General features: G+C 32.8%; 19 protein-coding genes and 2 tRNA genes. 12 read left to right on the plus strand and 9 right to left on the minus strand.

Translation table 11 applies throughout. The features are described 5' to 3' along the window. Positions 1 to 79: 79 nt before the first annotated feature. Together galE and AAEO58_RS00790 are read right to left on the minus strand one after the other, a co-directional pair. The gene (galE, locus tag AAEO58_RS00785) at positions 80 to 1,096 is read right to left on the minus strand and encodes a UDP-glucose 4-epimerase GalE (protein ID WP_341681132.1); all 1,017 of its coding nucleotides are present in this window, start codon (positions 1,094 to 1,096) and stop codon (positions 80 to 82) included. Between the two features lie 50 nt (positions 1,097 to 1,146). Beyond that, positions 1,147 to 2,274 (minus strand): DegT/DnrJ/EryC1/StrS family aminotransferase, encoded by a 1,128-nt coding sequence (locus AAEO58_RS00790; RefSeq protein ID WP_341681134.1) that lies wholly within the window; start codon positions 2,272 to 2,274, stop codon positions 1,147 to 1,149. A 97-nt stretch (positions 2,275 to 2,371) separates the two neighbouring features. Between AAEO58_RS00790 and AAEO58_RS00795 the strand changes: the two genes are divergently transcribed. From AAEO58_RS00795 to AAEO58_RS00815, 5 genes are all read left to right on the plus strand, one after another. Next, positions 2,372 to 3,604, plus strand: a complete 1,233-nt coding sequence (locus AAEO58_RS00795; RefSeq protein WP_341681135.1) for a 3-deoxy-D-manno-octulosonic acid transferase — start codon at positions 2,372 to 2,374, stop codon at positions 3,602 to 3,604. Then, positions 3,604 to 4,053 carry a GNAT family N-acetyltransferase gene (locus tag AAEO58_RS00800; RefSeq protein ID WP_341681136.1) on the plus strand — a complete coding sequence of 150 codons (450 nt, stop codon included), beginning with the start codon at positions 3,604 to 3,606 and terminating at the stop codon, positions 4,051 to 4,053. Before AAEO58_RS00795 ends, AAEO58_RS00800 begins: the two co-directional genes overlap by 1 nt. Positions 4,054 to 4,063: 10 nt before the next feature. After that, positions 4,064 to 6,217, plus strand: coding sequence for a S46 family peptidase (locus AAEO58_RS00805; RefSeq protein ID WP_341681137.1), 2,154 nt, complete (start codon positions 4,064 to 4,066; stop codon positions 6,215 to 6,217). Positions 6,218 to 6,380: 163 nt separating this feature from the next. After that, entirely contained in the window at positions 6,381 to 6,587 is a 207-nt protein-coding gene (locus tag AAEO58_RS00810; protein WP_026724294.1) for a hypothetical protein, read from the plus strand. Between the two features lie 118 nt (positions 6,588 to 6,705). Further along, positions 6,706 to 6,933, plus strand: a complete 228-nt coding sequence (locus AAEO58_RS00815; protein ID WP_133608316.1) for a hypothetical protein — start codon at positions 6,706 to 6,708, stop codon at positions 6,931 to 6,933. A gap of 47 nt (positions 6,934 to 6,980) precedes the next feature. Here the strand turns inward: AAEO58_RS00815 and AAEO58_RS00820 are convergent, their stop codons facing one another. The 4 genes from AAEO58_RS00820 to mutS form a co-directional block, all read right to left on the minus strand. Further along, positions 6,981 to 7,334 (minus strand): YegP family protein, encoded by a 354-nt coding sequence (locus AAEO58_RS00820; protein ID WP_341681140.1) that lies wholly within the window; start codon positions 7,332 to 7,334, stop codon positions 6,981 to 6,983. A gap of 105 nt (positions 7,335 to 7,439) precedes the next feature. After that, positions 7,440 to 7,525 (minus strand) — tRNA-Leu (locus AAEO58_RS00825). Positions 7,526 to 7,541: 16 nt separating this feature from the next. Further along, positions 7,542 to 7,614 (minus strand) — tRNA-Gly (locus AAEO58_RS00830). A 151-nt stretch (positions 7,615 to 7,765) separates the two neighbouring features. Further along, a complete protein-coding gene (gene mutS, locus AAEO58_RS00835; protein WP_341682336.1) occupies positions 7,766 to 10,333 on the minus strand; it encodes a DNA mismatch repair protein MutS in 2,568 nt (855 codons plus the stop codon). A gap of 164 nt (positions 10,334 to 10,497) precedes the next feature. Between mutS and AAEO58_RS00840 the strand changes: the two genes are divergently transcribed. Beyond that, positions 10,498 to 11,025 carry an RNA methyltransferase gene (locus AAEO58_RS00840; protein WP_341681141.1) on the plus strand — a complete coding sequence of 176 codons (528 nt, stop codon included), beginning with the start codon at positions 10,498 to 10,500 and terminating at the stop codon, positions 11,023 to 11,025. Between the two features lie 110 nt (positions 11,026 to 11,135). Here the strand turns inward: AAEO58_RS00840 and folK are convergent, their stop codons facing one another. Then, on the minus strand, positions 11,136 to 12,272 hold the full coding sequence (gene folK / locus AAEO58_RS00845; protein WP_341681143.1) for a 2-amino-4-hydroxy-6-hydroxymethyldihydropteridine diphosphokinase: 1,137 nt from the start codon (positions 12,270 to 12,272) through the stop codon (positions 11,136 to 11,138). 115 nt (positions 12,273 to 12,387) lie between these two features. On the opposite strand from folK, the gene sppA reads away from it, so the two are divergent. Further along, positions 12,388 to 14,154, plus strand: coding sequence for a signal peptide peptidase SppA (gene sppA, locus AAEO58_RS00850; RefSeq protein WP_341681145.1), 1,767 nt, complete (start codon positions 12,388 to 12,390; stop codon positions 14,152 to 14,154). A gap of 143 nt (positions 14,155 to 14,297) precedes the next feature. Continuing rightward, positions 14,298 to 16,916, plus strand: a complete 2,619-nt coding sequence (locus AAEO58_RS00855) for an AsmA-like C-terminal region-containing protein (RefSeq protein WP_341681147.1) — start codon at positions 14,298 to 14,300, stop codon at positions 16,914 to 16,916. Between the two features lie 55 nt (positions 16,917 to 16,971). Here the strand turns inward: AAEO58_RS00855 and AAEO58_RS00860 are convergent, their stop codons facing one another. Next, a complete protein-coding gene (locus AAEO58_RS00860; RefSeq protein ID WP_341681148.1) occupies positions 16,972 to 17,763 on the minus strand; it encodes a DUF2797 domain-containing protein in 792 nt (263 codons plus the stop codon). Between the two features lie 101 nt (positions 17,764 to 17,864). Here AAEO58_RS00860 and AAEO58_RS00865 point away from each other — a divergent pair, with 101 nt between their 5' ends. From AAEO58_RS00865 to AAEO58_RS00880, 4 genes are all read left to right on the plus strand, one after another. Beyond that, positions 17,865 to 19,376 (plus strand): GH3 auxin-responsive promoter family protein, encoded by a 1,512-nt coding sequence (locus AAEO58_RS00865; RefSeq protein WP_341681149.1) that lies wholly within the window; start codon positions 17,865 to 17,867, stop codon positions 19,374 to 19,376. Between the two features lie 6 nt (positions 19,377 to 19,382). Continuing rightward, on the plus strand, positions 19,383 to 19,550 hold the full coding sequence (locus AAEO58_RS00870; protein WP_341681151.1) for a hypothetical protein: 168 nt from the start codon (positions 19,383 to 19,385) through the stop codon (positions 19,548 to 19,550). Positions 19,551 to 19,747: 197 nt separating this feature from the next. After that, complete coding sequence (locus tag AAEO58_RS00875) at positions 19,748 to 21,310, plus strand: OmpA family protein (RefSeq protein WP_341681153.1); 1,563 nt, start codon at positions 19,748 to 19,750, stop codon at positions 21,308 to 21,310. A 34-nt stretch (positions 21,311 to 21,344) separates the two neighbouring features. Beyond that, the gene (locus AAEO58_RS00880; protein WP_262510482.1) at positions 21,345 to 21,479 is read left to right on the plus strand and encodes a hypothetical protein; all 135 of its coding nucleotides are present in this window, start codon (positions 21,345 to 21,347) and stop codon (positions 21,477 to 21,479) included. Positions 21,480 to 21,529: 50 nt separating this feature from the next. On the opposite strand, the gene clpX is transcribed toward AAEO58_RS00880, so the two are convergent. Next, positions 21,530 to 22,762 carry an ATP-dependent Clp protease ATP-binding subunit ClpX gene (clpX, locus tag AAEO58_RS00885; RefSeq protein WP_341681157.1) on the minus strand — a complete coding sequence of 411 codons (1,233 nt, stop codon included), beginning with the start codon at positions 22,760 to 22,762 and terminating at the stop codon, positions 21,530 to 21,532. Between the last annotated feature and the right edge of the window lie 60 nt (positions 22,763 to 22,822).

Genomic DNA, 22,822 nt, shown 5'->3' on the forward strand with positions numbered 1-22,822 from the left:
GTTTTAATTACTTGCAGTTACGAAAAGAATAAAAGATTGGTTTTCTTAATTATTAAAAAAGAGGATTTTTAACTTTTGTTTATTTATTCCTGATTTTCCGTTCCCACTTCCAAGCACTTGCTAAAGCTTCCTCTAAAGTAGATTGTGCTTTCCAACCTAGAACAGTATTTGCTTTGTCGGTATTTGCATAGGCTTCTATTACATCGCCTTCTCTTCTACCTACGATTTGATAATTTAATTTTTGATTGGATACTTTTTCAAAAGCTGTAATTACTTCTAAAACTGAACTTCCAGTTCCGGTTCCTAAATTAAATGTTTCAACTTTTTCTGAGTTTTGTTTATTCAACAAACGTTGCAAAGCAATTACATGCGCTTTTGCTAAATCTACTACGTGAATGTAATCGCGAATAGCAGTTCCATCTGGTGTAGGATAATCATTTCCAAAAACAGATAGTTTTTCGCGAAGCCCAAATGCAGTTTGTGTAATAAACGGTACTAAATTTTGAGGAACACCTAATGGTAATTCGCCAATTTCAGCTGAAGGATGCGCTCCAATAGGATTAAAATAGCGTAATAAAATAGAATTGATATTGGTTACTTTAGCAACATCTGTAATGATTTCTTCACCTATTTGCTTTGTATTTCCGTAAGGTGACATCGCAGATTGAATAGGCGCATTTTCAGTAATTGGCATTTTTTCAGCTTGACCATAAACTGTGCAAGAAGAACTGAAAATAAAATGAGCTTCAGTTTTTTTCTGTAATTCTTGAAGTAAATACACTAAAGAATTGATGTTGTTTTCGTAATACAACAACGGATTTTCAACACTTTCTCCTACTGCTTTTGAAGCAGCAAAATGAATGACACCTGAAATATCTAGATATTTAGAAAAGAAATTTTGAACAGCCAATTTATCTCGCAAATCGATATTTTCAAACAAAGGTTTTTTTCCTGTAATTCGCTCAATTCCGTCCAAAACATCAATAGATGAATTAGAAAGATTGTCGATTGCAATTACTTCAAACCCTTCATTTTGTAATTCAACAACTGTGTGAGACCCTATAAATCCTAAACCGCCTGTAACCAGTATTTTCATTCTTTTTTATTAAATTGAGAGACGCGATAAATAGCGTCTCTCAATATGAATTAAACAAATTCTAAAACCGAATCTGTAATAAATTTAATTTGTTCGTCATCTAACTCCGTGTGCATTGGCAATGCGATTACTTCTTTTACCAATTGGTTAGTAACTGGAAAATCAGCTTCATTGTAACGAGCATCAGCATACGCTTTCTGACTGTGTAATGGAATTGGATAATAAATCGCACAAGGAATTCCTTTAGCTTGTAAATGTTCTAATAAACCATCACGTTTTCCATTTAAGATACGGATTACATATTGATGAAATACATGACAATCGCACGATTCACAAATAGTTGGAGCCCAAATATTAGGATTTACACCCAAAGCCAAACTGTATTTTCTTGCAGCATCTTGACGTGCTTTGTTATAAGTATCTAAATGTGGTAATTTTGCTTTCAAAACTCCAGCTTGCATACTATCTAAACGAGAATTTACACCTACTACATCATGATGATATCTTTCATACATTCCGTGATTTACGATGCCTCTGATAATATGCGCTAATTTATCATCATTAGTAAAAATTGCACCACCATCGCCATAACAACCTAAGTTTTTAGATGGAAAAAAAGAAGTTGCCGCTACATGACCAATAGTTCCTACTTTCTTTTTAGAACCATCTTTTGAAGTGTAATCAGCTCCAATTGCTTGTGCATTATCTTCGATAACGTATAAATTATGTTCACGAGCAATTTCCATAATCGCATCCATATTAGCAGCGCGACCGAATAAATGTACGGGAACAATTGCTTTTGTTTTTGGTGTAATGGCTTTACGAATTCCGTCAAGCGAAATATTCATATTGTTCATATCAACATCCACTAAAACTGGAGTTAATTGCAATAACGCAATCACTTCTACTGTTGCAGCGAATGTAAAATCGGCAGTAATTACTTCATCACCTGGTTTCAAATCCAATCCCATCATGGCTATTTGTAACGCATCGGTTCCGTTAGCACATGGAATTACGTGTTTTACTCCCAAATATTTTTCTAAATCGGCCTGAAATTGGTGAACCAAAGGTCCGTTGATGTATGTATTTGTATCTAAAACCTCTTGAATAGAAGCATTTACTTCTTCTTTTATTTTTTCGTATTGACTTTTTAAGTCAACCATTTGCAATTTTTTCATTTGGAATAAAATTAAGTCTAGCAAAAATAAGAAATTCTATAGTACAAATTTTATCTAACTTAAAAAGAAACGTATTTTAGCACCATAAAATTCAATTATGCTATTTCTATACAACATAATTACGCTTTTAGCAGCCCAACTTTTGAAGATTGTAGCGCTTTTTAGTCCGAAAATGAAACTTTTTGTTGATGGACGAAAATCGACCTTTCAAACTTTAGCTAATAAAATTCAAACTTCGGATAAAACGATTTGGTTTCATGCGGCTTCTTTAGGTGAATACGAACAAGGCTTACCCGTAATTGAAGCAATAAAAGAACAATTTCCAACACATAAAATTGTGGTTACGTTTTTTTCACCTTCGGGTTATGAAGTCAGAAAAAACAATGCAATTGCTGATGTTACAGTTTATTTGCCTTTAGATACGATTTCGAATGCAAAACAATTTGTTGAATTAGTTCATCCAGAAATGGCATTTTTTATCAAATATGAATATTGGCCAAACTATTTAAACGAACTTAAGAAACAACAAATAAAGACTTATCTAATTTCGGGAATTTTACGAGAAAATCAAGCGTTTTTTAAATGGTATGGCGGATTTTACAGAAATGCCTTAAAAACATTTGATTACTTTTTTGTTCAGAATGAAAGCTCAAGAAACCTTCTACAAAGTATTGGATTCAATAACGTAAAAGTTTCTGGCGATACACGTTTTGACCGAGTGGTTTCCATTTTAGAACGAGATAATTCATTGGATTTCATCGAACAATTTAAAAACAATAAAATCACAATAGTCATTGGAAGTTCTTGGCCAAAAGATGAAAGTTTATTGGTGAAATACATCAATCAGAGTTCAGATGAAGTGAAATTTATTATTGCGCCACATAATATTAAGTCAGAACAAATTCAGGAATTGAAAAATGTTATTACTAAAAAAACGATTTTGTTTTCCGAAAAAGATAATGTTGATTTATCAAATTCTAACGTTTTCATTATCGACACTATCGGAATTTTAACCAAAATTTATTCCTACGCCGATATTGCTTATGTAGGTGGTGGTTTTGGAAATCCTGGCGTTCATAATATTTTAGAACCTGCGACTTTTGGAGTTCCAGTTGTGATTGGCCCAAATTACTCGCATTTTGCTGAAGCTACCGCATTAGTAAATATGGAAGGATGTATTTCGATTCAGAATCAAACCCAATTAAATGAAGCTTTTGATTTATTACTTCACAACGAAGACGAACGATTAGAAAAAGGGCACATTTGCAGCACATTTGTTCAAATGAATAAAGGAGCGACTAAAACGATTATGAATCATATTTCAGACTAATGACAACCTTCAAACCATTAGAAATAACAGACATTTCAACCATCACTCAAATGATGCAGGATTTTTATGCAATTGATAATTATCCAATGAATGTTGAAGTAACTAAAAATTTGTTTCGGGAATTTATTTCGAATGAACATCTTGGAAAATCTTGGCTGATTTATTCCGAAAATGAAATTGTAGGTTACATCATTCTAACATTTATTTTCAGTTTCGAATATGGTGGAAAAATTGCTTTTGTAGACGAATTATTCATCAAAGAAACCGCTCGTGGAAAAGGAATTGGGAAAGAAGCTATTCAGTTTGTTCAGAAAGAAGTTCCTAAATTATCGTTAAAATTACTGTATTTAGAAGTCGAACCACATAACGAAAACGCACAAAAATTGTATCTTGCACACGATTTTGAACTTCACAATCGAAAATTAATGAAGTATAAAGTCACTAAATAAAATTATACCTATGAAATTTTTAAAATTACTACTTGTTTTAGTTGTTTTCCAAGTTCAAGCGCAACAAGGAGGCATGTGGATTCCTTCTCTATTGAAAGGAACCAACGAAAAAGAAATGAAAGCTTTGGGAATGAAAATTAGTGCCGATGATATTTATTCGGTAAATAATTCCAGCTTAAAAGATGCCGTTCCTCATTTTGATGGCGGTTGTACAGCGGAAATGATTTCGCCAAAAGGACTTTTATTAACCAATCACCATTGTGGTTATGACAACATTCAAAGTCATTCTACTGTAGAAAACGATTATTTAACGAATGGTTTTTGGGCTTACAAAATGGATGAAGAATTACCAAACAAAGATTTAACGGTAACCTTCATTATTAAAATTGAAGATGTAACTACTAAAATTTTTGAAGGTGTTTTAAATCTTCCTTCGGAAAGTGATAAACAAAAGAAAATCCAACAAAATATTGCGGCTTTAAATAAAAGCTATGCCAGAGAAGCTTGGCAAGAAACAATGATTCGTGCTTTTTACGATGGAAATCAATACTTATTATTTGTAACCGAAACCTTTAAAGATGTTCGTTTAGTAGGAGCACCACCAAGTTCAATTGGGAAATTTGGTTCGGATACTGATAACTGGGTTTGGCCTCGTCACACAGGAGATTTCTCATTATTCAGAATTTATGCTGATAAAAACAATCGTCCTGCTGACTATTCAAAAGACAATGTTCCGTATAAACCAAAACACTTTTTCCCAGTTTCTGCAAAAGGAATTCAGGAAAACGATTTCACCATGGTAATGGGTTATCCGGGAAGAACACAAGAATATTTGCCATCATTCGCAGTGGAACAAATTGTAAATGATTTAAATCCAGCAAAAATTGAAATTCGTGATGCCGCTTTAAAAGTACAAGATGGTTTCATGAGAAAAGACAATGCAATTAAAATTCAGTACGCTTCAAAATACGCAGGTGTTGCGAACTATTGGAAAAAATGGATTGGTGAAACTAAAGGTTTAAAAAAATCAAATGCGGTTGCTGTTAAAAAAGATTTTGAAAAGAAATTCCAAGAAAGAGTTAACAAGGCTGGAAAACAAGCTGAATACGGAACTATTTTAGCTGATTTCGAGAAGAACTATAAAGACATTAGAGAATACGCTATTGCAAGAGATTACTTTACTGAAGTTGTTTTGCGTAATTCAGAAATTTTATCTTTTGGATACCGTTTGTATCAATTGGAGCAAGTTTATAACACAAAAGGTGAGCAAGCTTTCAATGATAGAAAAAACAATTTAATTTCGGGATTTGAAGGTTTATATAAAGATTACAGCGCTCAAGTTGATGAGAAAGTTTTTGAACAATTGATCAATTTGTATGCTACAAAATCACCAAAACAGTTTTTACCTGAAAGTTTAAACAATATTAATGCTTCAGCTTTAACTGCTAGTGTTTTTGGTTCTTCAAAATTAACTAACTTGAATAGTTTGAAAGAATTACTAAATGGTGATGCTAAATCGGTTTTAGAAAGATTAAATCAAGATAAAGGCTATCAATTGGTAAAATCGATTGCAGATAGTTACCAAAAAAATGTAGCTCCTAAGTTTGATGAAATTAACTTGAAAAACATTGCATTACAAAGAACCTACATGAAAGGTATTATGGAATTCTTCCCTAACGATAGAATTTTTCCTGATGCGAACAGTACATTACGTGTAACTTATGGAAAAGTAAAAGGCTACAAACCTAGCGACGCTGTAATTTACGAACCTGTAAGTTATTTAGATGGAGTTATCGAAAAATATATTCCTGGCGATTACGAATTTGACGTTCCAAAAAAATTAATCGATTTGTATAATGCGAAAGATTACGGAAGATATGCCGATAAAAACGGGAAAATGCCTTTAGCTTTTATAGCAACAAATCATACTACAGGAGGAAACTCAGGAAGTCCAGCTTTAGATGCAAAAGGAAACCTTATCGGATTGAACTTTGATAGAGTTTGGGAAGGCACAATGAGTGACATTTATTATAGTCCTGAAATATGCAGAAACATTATGGTTGATGCTCGTTATATTCTATTTGTGATTGATAAATTTGCAGGTGCGAAAAACCTTATAGAGGAGATGACGATAGTATATCCTAAGTCTCAAAAAGCCAAATAATTACAAATATTTTTAAAAATAAAAAGTTTGGCACGCCATTTGAAATAAAGCATTTCGGAATCCAGAGAAAAAAAATGAAAAAAAATGTCTAAAAATATTTTGACATGTTAAAAAATTTATATCTTTGCTCCGAATTAATAATTAACCTTTATAATTTAGTAAGATGAAAAAAGTTGTTTTAAGTTTAGCAATTGTTGCTGCTATGTTCGTATCATGTAAAGAAAATGCTGCTGAAGAAACTCCAGCTGTTGACTCAACTGTAGTTGAAACTCCTGCTGTTGAAGAAGCTCCTGTAGCTGATTCTACTGCTGTAGTTGCTGATTCTGCTGCTACTGCTGCACCTGCTGCTGAAGCTGCACCTGCTAAGTAATTTATTGCTGACAGAAAAAATCAAGCTCCACAATGTGGGGCTTTTTTTTAAATATAAAAAAATACAGGATAGTGAAATTCTATTCAAAAAAATTTTAACCTTTTATAATTAAAACAAAATGAAAAAAGTTGTATTAAGTTTAGCAGTTGTTGCTGCTATGTTCGTTTCTTGTAAAGAAGCTGCTGCTGAAGCAGAAACTATGGTTGATTCTACTGCTACTGAAGTAACTGAAACTATTGAAACTGTTGCTGACTCTACTGCTGTAGTTGCTGATTCTGCTGCTGCTAAAGTTGAAGGAGCTGCTGACGCTGCTGTTGAAGCTGTAAAAGAAGAAGTAAAAAAATAATTTTTAATTATTTTTACAATAAAAAGTCCCGAATTTCGGGACTTTTTTTATTCTGATTGCCCAAATATATCTTCAGCAGAAGAAAAGTCTAAAAACTCCGCTTTATCTGCATACTTAATGATTTCATCAATCCCTTTTTGAAGCAACAATTGTGTAGTATATCTTCTACTTACTGCCACCTCATGCTCATCCAATATCAATCGGAAGAAAAACTTCCCGCTAGACGATTTAAAACGCATAAAAACACAACGCTCTAAAGAACATTTAAGTTTTTCTATCTCTTCTTCACATTCAAAACGCAATTCAAAATCGTTGCTTGTAAAAATAGTTTTCCCTTTTCTGGAAACAAACTCATATTTATAAACTCCACTTAATCGTTGTGCGATTACAAATGTACCCATAGCTGTGATTGATAATTTTATAAAGAATTCTTTAAAGATAACAGAAAATTCTAAATGGAGAATTTTATAAACAAAAAAAGCTCCGAACAATGTTCGGAGCTTTTGTACTCAAGGCGGGACTTGAACCCGCACGGGCATTACTACCCACTGGATTTTAAGTCCAGCGTGTCTACCAATTCCACCACTCAAGCAAATATTTTGGTATAGAGCGAAAAACGGGGTTCGAACCCGCGACCTCGACCTTGGCAAGGTCGCGCTCTACCAACTGAGCTATTTTCGCGTTTCGTATTGTAATCTCTTAAAGAACGTCGCCATACTTGTTCCGTATTGCGAGTGCAAATATAGTACATATTTTTATTCTTGCAAGTACTTTTTAAATAAAAATTGAAACTTTTTCATAACCTTTTGATAACGAATATTTTATTTTGAAATTATTTTTTAACCAACATTCGTTTTATTTCGTTTAGCTTCATTAAAGCTTCGACTGGCGTTAAAGTATTAATGTCGATATTCATGATTTCTTCTTTAATATCTTCCAAAAGTGGATCATCTAAATTGAAAAAACTCAATTGCAATTCATCATTAGCCGATTTAATTCCGGATAATTCTTCGCTGGAATGTCTTTTTTCTAATTGCTTCAATAGTTTTTGTGCTTTTTGAATCACAATCTGAGGCATTCCCGCCATTTTTGCTACGTGAATACCAAAACTATGTGCGCTTCCGCCTTTCACTAATTTACGAATGAATAAAACGGTATCTTTTAATTCCTTTACCGAAACATTGAAATTCTGAATTCTGTCAAACGTAACTTCCATTTCATTTAACTCGTGATAATGTGTAGCGAAAAGTGTTTTCGGCTTATTTGGATGTTCGTGCAAATATTCTGAAATCGCCCAAGCAATTGAAATTCCGTCATAGGTTGACGTTCCTCTTCCAATTTCATCTAACAAAACCAAACTTCTTTCAGAAATATTATTCAAAATGGAAGCGGTCTCGTTCATTTCCACCATAAAAGTTGATTCACCCATCGAAATATTATCGCTTGCTCCTACTCTGGTGAAAATTTTATCCACAACACCCATTCTCACGCTTTCTGCTGGAACAAAACTTCCCATTTGTGCCATTAACACAATTAAAGCCGTTTGACGCAAAATAGCTGACTTCCCCGACATATTCGGACCGGTAATCATGATGATTTGCTGGGTTTCTCTATCCAAATAAACGTCATTAGAAATATACGGCACACCAACAGGCAACTGCTTTTCAATAACAGGATGACGTCCTTCTTTAATTTCTAAATCGAAACTTTCATCTAAATCAGGACAAACATATTTATTATCAATCGCTAATTGAGTGAAAGAAGTCAAACAATCCAATTGTGCAATTAAATTCGCATTCAACTGAACGTGTTTCATATAAGTCGCAATCCAATTCACCAACTGCTCAAACAACTGTGATTCTAATTGATGGATTTTTTCCTCAGCGCCTAAAATTTTAGATTCGTATTCTTTTAATTCTTCCGTAATGTATCGCTCTGCATTCACTAAGGTTTGCTTACGAATCCATTCCGCTGGAACTTTATCTTTATGTGTATTTCTAACTTCTATATAATAACCAAAAACATTGTTGAACGATATTTTCAACGAAGGAATACCCGAAGCAGCGCTTTCGCGTTGTTCTAATTCTTCCAAATAACCTTTTCCAGTTGAAGAAATCGCTCTTAATTCATCTAATTCGGAATGAACTCCAACAGCAATTGCGTTTCCTTTATTAACACTTACTGGTGCATCTTCTTGAATGGTCGTTTTGATTTTTTCGCGTAACAACTCGCAAGCGTGTAAACTATCACCAATAACTCTTAAAGCTTCATTTGAACTTTCTAAAGCCAATGTTTTAATCGGAATAATCGCATCTAACGAATCTTTTAAGAAATTAACTTCTCTTGGCGAAATTTTTCCAGTAGCAACTTTTGAAATCAAACGTTCTAAATCGGAAATTTGTTTGATTTGATATTGAATTTGCTGTAAAACTTCTGGATTGGTTTTCAAATACGAAATCACTTCATGACGACTTCTTATTTTTGAAATATCTTTCAACGGAAGCGCCAACCAACGTTTTAAAAGTCTTGCTCCCATTGGCGAAAGCGTTTTATCAATCACATCTAAAAGCGTTACTGCATTTGGATTATAACTGTGATATAATTCTAAATTTCGAATGGTAAATTTATCCATCCACACGTAAGCATCTTCGGCAATACGTTGGATATTGGTAATATGTTGAATCTTGTTATGTTGTGTTTCCGACAAATAATACAAAATCGCACCTGAAGCAATCAAACCTTCAGTTAATTCTTCAACACCAAAGCCTTTTAGCGAATTGGTTTGAAAATGTTTGGTCAAACTTTCTAACGCATAATCTTCTTTGTACACCCAATCTTCCAAAAAGAACGTATGAAAATCATCACCAAAAACCGAATTAAACTGATTTTTAAATTGTTTCGGGATTAAAATTTCACTCGGACGAAAGTTTTGCAATAATTTGTCGATGTATTCTTCATTGCCTTGCGAAACCAAGAATTCACCTGTAGAAACATCTAAAAATGCTACACCAAGTGTTTTCTTCCCAAAATGAACCGCAGCTAAAAAGTTGTTTGACTTGGATTGCAATACCTCATCATTCATCGAAACTCCAGGCGTAACCAATTCCGTAACACCACGTTTCACGATCGTTTTAGTCATTTTTGGATCTTCTAATTGGTCGCAAATAGCAACTCGAAGTCCGGCTTTGACTAATTTGGGTAAATAGGTATTTATGGAATGATGCGGAAATCCCGCCAACGCCGTTTCGGTTTCAGAACCTGCACCACGCTTGGTTAAGGTAATGCCTAAAATTCCAGCTGCACGCACTGCATCTTCTCCAAAAGTTTCATAAAAATCGCCCACACGAAACAACAAACAGGCATCGGGATATTTGTTTTTTATCTCGTTGTATTGCTTCATTAAAGGCGTTTCCTTGGGTGCTTTATCGGGAGTTGCTGCAGATTTTTTAGCCACAATTTCAAATTTTAAGTATGATTGCGAAGGTAATAATTTCAAAGACAATGACAATATCAATTTCAAAAATCAAGTTTTAAAGTTTTATAATTAATCTTTACTTTTGCAGCATGAGAAAATTAGCCAACGCAGAATTAGAACGCAAAAACATCGACGAGTTTAAAGAAGCTCAAAAAACACCCATTATTGTAATCTTAGACGATATTAGAAGTTTACACAACATTGGTTCGGTTTTTAGAACTTCGGATGCTTTTTTGATTGAAAAGATTTATTTGTGCGGCATCACGGCTACTCCACCCAACAAAGAAATTCACAAAACAGCTCTAGGCGCTACTGAAACCGTGACTTGGGAACATGCAAAAGACGTTTTATCTGTAGTGAATCAATTGAAACAAGAAAATGTAAAAGTGTATTCGGTGGAACAAACCGAAAATGCGATTATGTTGGACAATTTTAATCCTGAAACGAATACAAAATATGCTTTAATTTTTGGAAACGAAGTAAAAGGTGTTTCACAAGAAGCTATTAATTTAAGTGACGGCGTGATTGAAATTCCGCAATTAGGAAGTAAACATTCGTTGAATATTTCGGTGAGTGCTGGAATTGTAATTTGGGATTTGTTTCAAAAGCTTCGCTAGAAAAAAGAACAAAGAATAAAGAGAAAAGACTCATAATTTGTCATGCTGAACTCGTTTCAGCATCTCGACTTTTAGAAGCTGAAATAAATTCAGCTTGACAAGACTAGATTTTAATACTTTCTAATCTTAGTATTTATCTCATTCAGCAAAAAAACATAATCCTCCTGTTTTTTCACAAAATCTAAATCCGAAACATCAATAATCAACACATTCAAATCCGTTTGTGTTTTAATGTAATCTAAGTAGCCTTGATTGATTTTTTCTAAATAATCTGCTGGAATTTCTTGTTCGTAACTTCTGCCACGCTTTTTGATGTTTTCCAAAAGACGGTCGGTGTTTTGATACAAATACACATACAAATCAGGTTTTGGCATTTCTTTGTGGATGATGTCAAACATGGTTTTGTACAAACGAAATTCGTCTTCTTGAAGTGTGACTTTGGCAAAAATCAATGATTTAAAGATATGATAATCGGCCACTACAAAATCTTTGAACAAATCAAATTGCGCTAAATCATCGGATAATTGTTGATATCTATCGGCTAAAAACGACATTTCTAAAGGAAACGCGTAGCGACTTTGATCTTTATAAAACTTTGGTAAAAACGGATTGTCTGCAAAGCGTTCTAAAACTAATTTAGCATTACAATCTTCTGCTAACTTGGTTGATAAAGTGGTTTTTCCGGCGCCAATATTTCCTTCAATAGCAATATAATTGAATTGTTGTAATTGGAGTTTTTCAATTGGAGAAATTATAGAATGAACAGCTTTTATTTCGCTTTTGTCTTCTGTTTGAAGTAATAGTTGCGCGATAGATTTCTTTAAAGTTGGATGTTCCCAATTCAATCCCAAGTCCATCATCGGTTGTAACACAAATTTTCTGTTTTGCATTAATGGATGCGGAATTTGTAAGGTTTCGGTAGATATAATTTCTTCATCAAAAGCGATGATATCAATATCTATATTTCGAGCTTGATAACCTGAATCTTTGGAACGAACTCTTCCTAACTTCTTCTCTACTTTTAAAACCTGCTTCAAAATTTTTTGAGCTGATTTTGATGTGTGAATTAGAATCGCAGCGTTATAAAAAGGTTCGCTTTCAAAACCCCAAGCTGGTGTTTCATAAATTTTAGAAACCTTTATAACTGTTGCTACTTCATTATGAATCAAATCAATACAAGACTGAATCGTTTCTAATCGATTGCCTTGGTTACTTCCTAATGATAAAATGACTTGATGCTGACTCATATTGGCAAAATAACAAACAATTTTAGACTTATAATTTACCTTTCTTGTTTTTTTATGAACATGTAACAATTTTATGATTTTAACTACTAATTAGGTAATTAATAAATAAATTGAAATGAGATTTTTAGGAAATGTATTAGCTACAATTGTAGGTATATTTATTTTTTGCATGATTTTTTTCTTCGGAATTATAATCATTGGTGCCATTGCGGGAAGTGGCGAAGATACTGTTAGTGTAAAAAAGAATTCGGTTATTGAATTGGATTTATCAAAAGTATCTTTAGACTACGCAGGAAAAACAAATTACAAAGACTTCAATTACTTTGAAGCGCATCATGATGGTGTTACCGATATTTTAAATGCTATTGAAGCAGCTAAAACCGATGACAAAATAAAAGGAATTTCTATTTTAAATAATCAATCACAGTTAGGATTAGCGCAAAGCAAAGCCGTTCGTGATAAATTAGAAGAGTTTAAAAAATCGGGCAAATTCGTTTATGCTTATGCAAATTATTATACGCAAGGCGAATATTACTTGAATTCGGTAGCCGACCAAGTGTATTTGAATCCAATGGGAGAAGTTGATTTCAAAGGACTGTCTTCTGAAATTATATACATGAAAGATTTACAAGAGAAATCGGGTGTAAAAATGGAAGTTATTCGTCATGGAAAATACAAAAGTGCAGTAGAACCATTCTTAGCACAAGAAATGAGTCCGGAAAATCGCGAACAAATGACGGTTTTATTGAACTCTGTTTGGAATACAATTGTTGCCGATATTTCTAAAAGTAGAAAATTATCAGTTGCTCAATTGAATGCTATAGCCAATACTCTAGGGGCAAGAACTCCAGAATTAGCTCTAGCTAATAAATTAGTCGACAAAGTAGCTTATGAAGATGAGTATCATGATATGATTAGAGCGAAATTGAAAGTAGACAAAAAAGAAAAATACGATATTGTTAGCATTACTGATTATGCTAAAAAAGCATCTTCTACAGTTGAAGATTACTCTAAAAATGACATTATTGCTGTAATTTATGCTCAAGGTGAAATTGCAGGTGGTGAAGGCGATGTAAATGTAATTGGCGAAGGTTCAATCAAACGTTCTTTACAAGAAGCTCGTGGTGATAAAGATGTAAAAGCGATTGTTTTACGTGTAAATAGTCCCGGAGGAAGCGCTTTAACTTCTGAATTGATTTGGAGAGAAATCGAAATCACTAAAAAAGTAAAACCCGTTGTAGTTTCTATGGGAAATTATGCGGCTTCAGGCGGTTATTATATTGCAGCTAATGCGGATAGAATTTTCGCTGAACCAAATACGATTACAGGTTCAATTGGAGTTTTTGGTATGTTACCCAACATGAACCAATTAGGTAAAAACATCGGAATCAATGCCGAACAAGTAAAAACACATGAAAACGCAAGCGGATACAGTGTTTTTGAGCCAATAGACGAAAATTTCAAAGGATTTGTTTTAGAAAGCATTGAAAAAACATACGCTACTTTCTTAAAACGTGTAGCAGATGGCAGAAAAATGACAACAGAACAAGTTGACGCTATTGCACAAGGAAGAGTTTGGACTGGTGTTGATGCTCACAAACTTGGTTTAGTTGATGAAATCGGAGGTTTAGATGCAGCAATCAAATACGCAGCTAAACTTGGAAAAACGTCTTCTTACAGAACAGAAAACTATCCAGAATACGAAAAGAGTTTTGAAGATATGTTAGCTAATTTTACCGGAATGGCGATGTTTAAAACCAAAGAACAATTACTAAAAGAACAATTAGGCGAAGAAGGTTTCCAAATGCTAGAACAAATCAAACGTGTTAAAAGCAGAAAAGGTATTCAAGCCATAATGCCTTATGAAATTGTAATAAACTAATTAAAATTGAAACTTATAAAAATCCCAAAAGCAATTTGTTTTTGGGATTTTTTTTATAAGTTTCACACAAAATTAATAGATTTTAAGGCAATTGGTATTAATTTTGTAAGGCTTAAATCAAATTCACTTCAAAAAATACAATTATGTTAAAGAAAGTTTTAAAAGGACTTGGGATATTTCTTTTGGTAACCATCATCGCATTGGCAGCTGCGCCTTTTTTATTCAAAGATAAAATCAAGGAAATGATTGCTAAAACTTTGAACGAAAATGTAAATGCCAACATCGCGTTTGAAGATGTAGATTTAAGTTTATTCAAAAGTTTCCCGCAAGCCAATGTTACGATTGAAAAATTGAGCATTATTACAAAAGCACCTTTTGAAAAAGACACCCTTTTATATGCTGGTGAAACCAACGTAACCATGAGTGTAAAAGAACTTTTTAAAGGTGATGGCGAAGCAATGAATTTAGAAAGTTTTAGTGTAGTTGACGGAATTGTAAACATCATTTTTAATAAAGATGGTTTAGGAAATTTTGACATTGCATTAAAAGAAGATGAAGAAAAAAAACCTTCTGATAGCAAACCTTTTGCTTTAGATATTCAGAATTATGAAGTAGAAAATTTAAAATTCACTTACATCGATGAAGGTTCTAAAATGAAAATGGTTTTAGACAGCATCAATCATGAAGGAAAAGGAAATTTTGCTGCTCAAAAATTAGATTTAGAAACTAAAACCACAGCAAAACTATCTTTTGATATGGACAAAATGAACTACATGAACAATGTTGCCATTTCATTAGATGCCATTTTAGGAATCGATTTAGAAAAAAGTAAATACGAATTCAAAGACAACAAAGCCTTAATCAATCAATTGCCATTAGAATTCAACGGATTTATTCAAATGGTGGAAGCGGGTCAAACGTATGACTTGACATTTAAAACCCCAACATCTGATTTCAAAAACTTCTTGGGATTAATTCCAGCAGCTTATTCAGGCGATATCAACAAAGTAAAAACAACCGGACAATTTTCGGTAGACGGAAAAGTAAAAGGTAATTTAACCGAAACCACGATTCCTGCTTTTGATGTAAAAATTGCTTCCAATAATGCGTCTTTCCAATATCCAGATTTACCAAAATCGGTTAAAAACATCGTAATTGATACTCATATTATCAACGAAACTGGTTTAATGAACGACACGTATGTGAATTTGAACAAACTTTCGTTTTCAATAGACCAAGATGTGTTTAATGCAAAAGCGAATATTAGAAACATCGCAACAAATGCTTTAGTTGATGCCGAATTAAAAGGGACTATCAATTTAGCGAATGTTACCAAAGCCTATCCAGTAAAATTAGACAAACCGTTAACCGGAATTTTAAAAGCCGATGTAAAAACGAAGTTTGATATGAAATCAGTTGAAACTTCTCAATATCAAAACATTCAAAACTCTGGAATTGTAAGTTTAACAGGATTCAATTACGAAGGTCCAGAAATGGCGAAACCTTTCAAAATCAATCAAGCTGCCGTTGCATTTAATCCGAGTCAAATCCGTTTGAATCAATTTGATGCCAAAACAGGAACATCCGATTTACAAGTAACAGGAACGTTAGATAACTTTTATGGATTTGTATTCAAAAACCAAATCTTGAAAGGAAATTTCAATATGAATTCGACAAAATTAGTAGTTTCTGACTTCATGGCACCAACTACGACCACTACAGAAGAAGGTAAAAAAACTACTGAAGCTGTTAAAATTCCTTCATTCTTAGATTGTAGCATTACAGCTAAAGCAAAAACTGTAGTTTATGATAATTTAAATCTAAAAGATGTTTCGGGAAACATGGTAATTCGTGATGAAGCGGTAACCTTAAATAATTTAAAAATGAGCATTTTTGGTGGAAATATCGGTTTAACTGGAACGGTTTCAACTAAAGGAAAAACACCAACATTTAACATGAATTTAGGTTTAGACAAATTAAATATTGCTGAATCTTTCACACAACTAGACATGCTAAAATCGATTGCTCCTATTGCTGGTGTGATTAACGGAAAATTGAATTCGACCATTAAATTATCGGGTGATTTACAACAAGACATGACACCAAATTTAAAAACTATTTCGGGTGATTTATTTGGGCAGTTACTTTCAACTACGGTTAATGATAAAAACTCAGCAATGTTGACTGCATTGAGTTCAAACATGAAATTCATTGATATGAGTAAAGTAAACTTAAACGATGTAAAAGCAGCTTTATCTTTTAAAGATGGAAAAGTGAATGTTAAACCATTTGATATCAAATACCAAGATATAACAGTAAATGTTGGCGGAACGCATGGATTTGATCAAAGCATGAATTACAATTTAAAATTTGATGTTCCTGTGAAATATTTAGGAAAAGACGTAACTAATTTAATTGCAAAATTAACGCCTGCCGACCAAAAACAAATCACAAGTATTCCAGTAAATGGATTAATGACAGGTAACTTTTCGCAACCTAAATTCAATACTGATTTAAAACAATCAACTACGAATTTGACTACACAATTGGTTAAAATGCAGAAAGATAAATTGGTAAATCAAGGAACAAGTGCGTTAGGTAATTTAATTGGCGGAACTAAGAATAATGCATCTGGAACTACAACAGCAACAGATACTACAAAACCAAAAACTACTCCAAAAGAAGAAATCAAAAACACGGTTAAGGATAAAGCAACTGGCGCTATAAAAGATTTATTTGGCGGAAAAAAGAAAAAAGAATAAATACAAAGTTGTAAATTATAAAAAGAAACCCTTTCAAATTTGAAAGGGTTTTGTTTTACAAACTCATTTTCACTACATATCCTTCATACGTCCTTACATTAAAAACGGTTCCGTCTTCAAAAAGTAGATATTGTCCTTTAATTCCAGCTAATTTTCCTGAGAAATTTGGGGTTTTATCTAAATTCAAACTTGTTACTTTTTTAGGATATTGTAAAACTGGAAAATCGAGTTGAATGATTTTTTCTTCTTTTGGGAAATAGTCTTTCACTTCATTGGGTAGCCAATCCAATACTTTATTTCGTTCTGAAATCAAGTCCATGTTAGGTACTTCGTTTTTTAGCATTTTTTGCCAATTGGTTTTATCTGCAAAATGGTTTTTCAATGCTACTTCTGTAATTCCAGCTAAATATCTATTTGGCACTTCTACAATTGGAATAGCTTGCACAGCACCTTGGTCAATCCATCGCGTTGGCACTTGGGTTTTTCTTGTAACTCCTACTTTTACTTCACTCGATAAAGCTAAATACACTACATGCGGTTGTAATTGCACACGCTTTTCGTATGCTAAATCTCTATCTTCAATATCTAAATGAGCGGTGCTTAATTCGGGTTTCATAATCCAATCGCCTACTGCTGGGCTGCTCATAAAACAATCGTAACAAAATCCTTGACGAAAAATCTTTTTGGCTTTTCCGCAATTTAAACATTGATAGCCTTGAAACTCAATTTCGATGTCTTTTCCTAAAAGTTGGTTGATGTTTAAAAAACTATTTTCAAAAACCAAATAATACTGAATTGGGTTACCAAATTCGGTTTGCATTTTTGAAAGTGTGCCTTGATATATCATTTCGTGTAAAGATTTTCTTTTTTGTACAATTATTTGAAAAAAATACTATTTTTGGTAAAGTTATTATTCCAATTTAATAATTCAAAATTAGCAATAGGTAAATGCCATTACAAATAATAAATTCTTTTGCCACTTGGATTTTAAAAAAGCGAATTCATCAAATGGAATTGTTTTTAAAATATCCGCATGAAGTGCAAGAAGAGTTACTTTTCAGCCTTATAAAATCATCCGAAAATACACAAATAGGAAAAAAACACGACTTTTCTTCTATGAAGAGTTATACTACTTTTTCAGAAAGAATTCCTGTTTCTAGCTATGAAGAATTAGAACCTCTTATTGAAAAAACCAGACAAGGCGAACAAAATGTTTTTTGGCATTCCAATATTAAATGGTTTGCAAAATCGAGCGGAACAACTAATGCAAAAAGCAAGTTTATTCCCGTAAGTTCAGAAGCATTAGAAAATTGCCATTACAAAGCCAGTAAAGACTTATTATGTTTGTACTTGAACAACAACGAAGAGTCGCAAATGTTTACTGGAAAGAGTTTGCGTTTGGGCGGAAGCAAACAATTATACGAAAACAACAATACTTTTTTTGGTGATTTATCAGCAATTTTGATTGATAACATGCCCATCTGGGCCGAATTTAGCTCTACACCAAGCAGTAAAATATCGTTAATGGGCGATTGGGAAACCAAACTTCCAGCAATTATCAATGAAACCATAAACGAAAACGTTACGAGTTTGGCAGGCGTTCCAAGTTGGATGTTGGTTTTACTTCAAAAAGCATTAGAAACCACTGGAAAATCTAACTTATTAGAGCTTTGGCCAAATGCAGAAGTGTATTTTCATGGTGGTGTAAATTTTGACCCGTATAGAGAACAATACAAGAAATTATTTCCAAAAGAGAGTTTCAAGTATTACGAAATTTATAATGCTTCGGAAGGATTTTTTGCCATTCAAGACCAAAATGATTCTAACGAATTATTATTGATGTTAGATTACGGAATTTTCTACGAATTTATTCCGATGGATACTTTTGGTACATTAAACCAACGCGTTATTCGATTAAATCAAGTAGAATTGAACAAGAATTATGCTTTAGTAATCACTACAAATTCAGGTTTATGGCGCTATTTAATTGGCGATACGATTCGATTTACTTCATTAAGTCCGTACCGAATTAAAGTTACCGGAAGAACCAAACATCACATCAATGTTTTTGGAGAAGAGTTAATGGTTGAAAATACCGATGCTGCTATTACTAAAACTTGTAAAGAATTTAATTGCGAAATCACTGATTATACCGTTGCTCCTATTTTCATGACTGAGAAAAAGAAAGGAGCTCACGAGTGGATCATTGAATTTAAGACCAAGCCAGAAAACATAGAAAATTTCAGAAAAGTTTTAGATGAAAACCTTCAGCAAGTAAATTCAGATTACGAGGCAAAACGCTACAACAATATGACACTAAATCCGTTAGTATTAAATGTTGCGAGAGAACAATTGTTTTATGATTGGTTAAAACAGCAAGATAAATTAGGTGGTCAACACAAAATCCCTAGACTTTCAAATGAAAGATTGTATTTAGAAAGTCTATTAGCTTTACAATAAAATTGTATGAAAAATAAAACCTTACTTTTATCCTTATTGATTTTACTTGTTACGACTCTTTCGTGCGGGCCAAGACGCTATAAATGTGGACCATACAGAAAATGTGAGAATTCTAAAGAAAAAATCAAAAACAACTCAATTCATAAAGAATTTGATAAAACACACTGCTGTTAAACGGATATAATTACAGAATTCATAACAAAATCGATTTACACATAATGCAGTAAATCGATTTTTTTTGCATTTTATCGAAAAAAAGGAAGGGAATATAACAAAAAAGTATTTTTTTGTGTTTGCTTAATAAAAATAACACTAATTTTGCACGCGTTTTAACGAATCATTAACTAATTATTATTTAAGCAATTAAATTTATGAGACTACCCCAAATCCTTACAATAATTTTACTTTTAGGAAGCTTTTTATCTTTTGGACAAGAACCAAAACGTTCAGAAGGAGCTGAAGCAATTGTAAATGCTATTAACAAAAACACAAAAGGAATTAGTTTCATTATTAGTGATACAGGTATCAATTCAGAGTTAAACGAAATAGGTACTACTTTCTTTAAAAACAAATATATCATTTTGTCTAACAAAAAAAGAAGACATGCTGATGTAACAGTTAATCCAATAACTAATACCCCAAACAATAATTTATATTGTGTAGATGTAAAAGAAGACGGAAACTTATCATTCCCGTTACTTTTCTCTCAAGCATTAGATTCTGAAAATGATGAAGGTTCAATTGGATTTTCTTCTGATCAAAGAACAATTTTCTATACTCAAGAAAACCCAAACAACAAACAATTATTTACCTTACATAAAGCAACTCTTAACGAAAAAGATGCTAAAAAATGGACAAACATTACTAATTTAAATGTAGTTCCAGAGCAATATTCAGCTGAAACTCCAAGTGTTTCTCCTGACGGTAAGAAAATTTATATTGCATCAAATATTCCTGGTGGATTTGGAGGATTTGACATTTACGAAGCTACAATAGCTGAAGACGGAACAGTTGGTAAATTAGTAAATTTAGGTCCAAATGTAAACACAGCTGATGATGAAAAATACCCATATATGTCTTCTGACAACAAGTATTTATATTTTTCTTCAAAAGGTCACTTAAATTTAGGTGGTTATGATGTATTTAGATCGGCTTACGTTGATAATTCATTCTTAACCGCAATGAATTTAGGAACTGATTTAAATTCTAGAAGAGACGATGTTGCTTTTGTAATGACGTCGCCTTCTAAAGGTTATATTTCTACTGATAAAAAACAATCTGGTAATTTTGATATTTTAAAATTCGAAATTAAAAAACAAGAAAACTTACATTTCAACTACACAATTGTTGAAGAAGTTACTAAAACAGCTTTACCAAACGCTATTGTAGTAGTTACAGATGAATTTGGAACTAAATTAACAGAGACACAATCTGATAACAATGGTAAAATCAAATTAACTTTAGAACCATTAACTTTTTATAACGTTGAAGTTATGAAAGATGGTTACGAAACTAAGAAAACAAACATTGCGACTGGTGATACAGATAAAAATATTGCTTTAACTCAGAAGAAAGCTGTAGTTACTGATGATGCGATTGTAATTGAAAACATCTATTTTGATTTTAATAAATCTAGTGTTAAAAAAGAATCAGAATTGTCTTTGAACAAAATTGTTGAAGTTTTAAAAAACAATCCTAATATGAGTATTACAATCAATGCTCACACGGATAGTAAAGGCTCTGAAACTTATAACCAAACATTATCTGAAAGCAGAGCAAAGTCAGCTTACCAATATTTGATTAAAAAAGGAATTCCTGCATCTCAGTTAACCTACAAAGGTTTTGGAGAAAGCGAATTATTAGAAAAATGCGAGAAATGTTCAGCTAAACAAGACCAAACGAATAGAAGGGTTGAATTCAAAATCGTTAAATAAAAAAGTACACTCACAATTAAAAACAAATAAAAAAATGAAAAAAATCTCTTTAGTATTAGCCTTATCAACAGTAGTATTATTAACATCATGTTCAAGCGGATGGAGTTGTCAAAAAAGATATTGCAACGCCAAACAAACAAAAACAATAGAGCAAAAGAAAAATGCTTAATCACAAAAAAAGGTCGCCAATTGGCGACCTTTTTGTTTCTATTACTTTCATTAAGAAACTGCTTTCAAACGTTGTAATAAGTTTTTACTCAAACTGTTTTCTGCATATTCTTTTGTGACTTGTAAATGTTTATCTTCAGAACTTGGTAATTCGTACATAGCATCGGTTAAAATGGCTTCACATAACGAACGCAAACCTCTGGCTCCTAATTTATATTCTAAAGCTTTTGCTACAATGTAATTCAAAGCTTCTTCCTCAATTTCCAAGGTAACTTCATCCATTTCAAACAACTTCTTGTATTGTTTTACTAAAGCGTTTTTAGGCTCAGTTAAAATAGCTCTTAATGTTTCAGCATCCAAAGGATCCATATGAGTTAGAACTGGTAAACGACCAATAATTTCTGGAATTAATCCAAAATCCTTCACGTCTTTCGGAATCAAATACTGTAGCAAATTATCTTTATCGATTTGGTCTGTTCCAATAGAAGAACTATAACCAACTGCTTGTCTGTTTAAACGTTTTGAAATAATTCTTTCAATTCCGTCGAAAGCACCACCTGCAATGAATAAGATATTTTGTGTATTAACTTCGACAAATTTTTGGTCGGGATGTTTTCTTCCTCCTTTTGGTGGTACGTTTACAACCGTACCTTCTAACAATTTCAACAACGCTTGTTGTACTCCTTCACCGGAAACATCACGCGTAATTGATGGATTATCACTTTTACGAGCAATTTTATCAATTTCGTCAATAAATACAATTCCTCTTTCGGCTTTAGCCACATCGTAATCTGCTGCTTGTAACAAACGAGTTAAGATACTTTCAACATCTTCACCTACATAACCCGCTTCGGTTAAAACGGTTGCATCCACAATAGCCAATGGAACATTCAACATTTTAGCAATGGTTTTTGCTACCAATGTTTTTCCAGTTCCAGTTTGACCCACCATTAAGATGTTACTTTTTTCAATCTCAACTTCGTCTTCTAATTGAATTTGCATCAAACGTTTGTAGTGATTGTAAACAGCCACACTCATTACTTTTTTAGTTTGATCTTGTCCAATAACGTAATCATCTAAAAACGCACGAATTTCTTTTGGTTTCAACAGAATCAAATCGGCAACCAAATTGGAATTACCCGATTGTTTTAATTCTTCCAATACAATTCCGTGGGCTTGTTCGATACATTTGTCGCAAATATGCGCATTAATCCCTGCAATTAATAAATTGGTTTCAGGCTTTTTCCTTCCGCAGAATGAACACTCTAATACTTCTTTAGCCATTTTTTGTTTCTGGTTTCAAGTTTCAAGTTTCAAGTTATAAAACCTGAAACTTGAAACTTG

It is taken from the genome of Flavobacterium helocola (genome assembly GCF_038289885.1).
Taxonomy (GTDB): Bacteria; Bacteroidota; Bacteroidia; order Flavobacteriales; family Flavobacteriaceae; genus Flavobacterium; species Flavobacterium cheniae.

Excerpts from the sequence above, each read along its gene's own strand:
- galE (WP_341681132.1), bottom strand. The coding sequence starts at position 1,096 with ATGAAAATACTGGTTACAGGCGGTTTAGGATTTATAGGGTCTCACACA.
- AAEO58_RS00790 (WP_341681134.1), bottom strand. The coding sequence starts at position 2,274 with ATGAAAAAATTGCAAATGGTTGACTTAAAAAGTCAATACGAAAAAATA.
- AAEO58_RS00795 (WP_341681135.1), top strand. The coding sequence starts at position 2,372 with ATGCTATTTCTATACAACATAATTACGCTTTTAGCAGCCCAACTTTTG.
- AAEO58_RS00800 (WP_341681136.1), top strand. The coding sequence starts at position 3,604 with ATGACAACCTTCAAACCATTAGAAATAACAGACATTTCAACCATCACT.
- AAEO58_RS00805 (WP_341681137.1), top strand. The coding sequence starts at position 4,064 with ATGAAATTTTTAAAATTACTACTTGTTTTAGTTGTTTTCCAAGTTCAA.
- AAEO58_RS00810 (WP_026724294.1), top strand. The coding sequence starts at position 6,381 with ATGAAAAAAGTTGTTTTAAGTTTAGCAATTGTTGCTGCTATGTTCGTA.
- AAEO58_RS00815 (WP_133608316.1), top strand. The coding sequence starts at position 6,706 with ATGAAAAAAGTTGTATTAAGTTTAGCAGTTGTTGCTGCTATGTTCGTT.
- AAEO58_RS00820 (WP_341681140.1), bottom strand. The coding sequence starts at position 7,334 with ATGGGTACATTTGTAATCGCACAACGATTAAGTGGAGTTTATAAATAT.
- mutS (WP_341682336.1), bottom strand. The coding sequence starts at position 10,333 with ATGAAGCAATACAACGAGATAAAAAACAAATATCCCGATGCCTGTTTG.
- AAEO58_RS00840 (WP_341681141.1), top strand. The coding sequence starts at position 10,498 with ATGAGAAAATTAGCCAACGCAGAATTAGAACGCAAAAACATCGACGAG.
- folK (WP_341681143.1), bottom strand. The coding sequence starts at position 12,272 with ATGAGTCAGCATCAAGTCATTTTATCATTAGGAAGTAACCAAGGCAAT.
- sppA (WP_341681145.1), top strand. The coding sequence starts at position 12,388 with ATGAGATTTTTAGGAAATGTATTAGCTACAATTGTAGGTATATTTATT.
- AAEO58_RS00855 (WP_341681147.1), top strand. The coding sequence starts at position 14,298 with ATGTTAAAGAAAGTTTTAAAAGGACTTGGGATATTTCTTTTGGTAACC.
- AAEO58_RS00860 (WP_341681148.1), bottom strand. The coding sequence starts at position 17,763 with ATGATATATCAAGGCACACTTTCAAAAATGCAAACCGAATTTGGTAAC.
- AAEO58_RS00865 (WP_341681149.1), top strand. The coding sequence starts at position 17,865 with ATGCCATTACAAATAATAAATTCTTTTGCCACTTGGATTTTAAAAAAG.
- AAEO58_RS00870 (WP_341681151.1), top strand. The coding sequence starts at position 19,383 with ATGAAAAATAAAACCTTACTTTTATCCTTATTGATTTTACTTGTTACG.
- AAEO58_RS00875 (WP_341681153.1), top strand. The coding sequence starts at position 19,748 with ATGAGACTACCCCAAATCCTTACAATAATTTTACTTTTAGGAAGCTTT.
- AAEO58_RS00880 (WP_262510482.1), top strand. The coding sequence starts at position 21,345 with ATGAAAAAAATCTCTTTAGTATTAGCCTTATCAACAGTAGTATTATTA.
- clpX (WP_341681157.1), bottom strand. The coding sequence starts at position 22,762 with ATGGCTAAAGAAGTATTAGAGTGTTCATTCTGCGGAAGGAAAAAGCCT.